At 42.0% G+C, this 909-nt stretch carries 1 protein-coding gene; it reads right to left on the bottom strand.

Features of this window, described 5'->3' with window-relative positions; all coding sequences use genetic code 11:
- Window positions 1-147: 147 nt before the first annotated feature.
- On the bottom strand, window positions 148-627 hold the full coding sequence (locus tag OQJ86_RS26335; protein WP_042603031.1) for a Dps family protein: 480 nt from the start codon (window positions 625-627) through the stop codon (window positions 148-150).
- Window positions 628-909 lie beyond the last annotated feature (282 nt).

The raw sequence follows: 909 nt of genomic DNA, 5'->3' as shown, positions 1-909 counted from the left end.
TCTCCGTTACAAATCAGCAAAGTATCCAATCTGGAAAAAGAAAAATGCCAGTCAGCTTAACTGACTGGCATTAGCACCAACGTGCCCCTTATGACTTATTCCCGATTGTTTCATGCGTTCCCAAGGATTGCTTGAGTGATGCGTCGCTTAGCTTTGTAGGTAAGCGTTAAGCATCCACATTAATTTTTCTTGTTCACGGATGTAGTCACCCATCAATGCCGCTGTACCTTCGTCATCTGCTTCACCCGCGTTTTGTAGAATCTCACGCTGTTTTAGAAGTAGAACGCTAAAGCCTTGAACCAGACCTTGTACACACTCCTCACCAGAAGTCGCGTTTTGATGTTCTTTAATTTCACTTGCTTCCAAGTAGTTGCTGAATGCGTGCGCTGGCGTATGACCCAAAGTTAGAATACGCTCTGCAAGCTCATCGATTTTTGTTTGTAGATCAGTGTAGATCTCTTCAAATTTTACGTGCAGTTCGAAGAATTGCGCACCTTTAATGTTCCAGTGGTAACCGCGAGAGTTCATGTACAACACTTGGTAATGCGCTAGCAGTTGATTTAGCTGTTGAGCTAGTTGTGCTGATTGTTCGCTGTCTAGACCAATTAGGCTTACTTGTTTGTTCATAATCTTGCTCCTAGAAGGATGATACCAATCGTAGTAACGAACGATTCTCTTACCGGGATTGGTATAAAGTTTAAAAATTCTTTTGCAGTATTTGCTGCCGATGGAGTCATATTACGACTCCGGCTCGGTGAAGAAAATTTGGTTTTAGCTATGATTTAAATAGCCAAATCCAATGAGCAAGTAGACGAATATCGGCGTATCATCCAACAAAAATGTATGGTCCGCCCCGTTATTGCAACTACAATTAAGTAATAACGGAGTTGGTTTGCGCTAATGTATTCG

Origin of the sequence: Vibrio sp. Sgm 5 (genome assembly GCF_026241575.1) — a bacterium.
GTDB classification, from domain to species: Bacteria; Pseudomonadota; Gammaproteobacteria; order Enterobacterales; family Vibrionaceae; genus Vibrio; species Vibrio jasicida.
The sequence above is the reverse complement of the archived record's forward strand: the minus strand, read 5'-3'. Positions and strand labels throughout refer to the sequence as shown.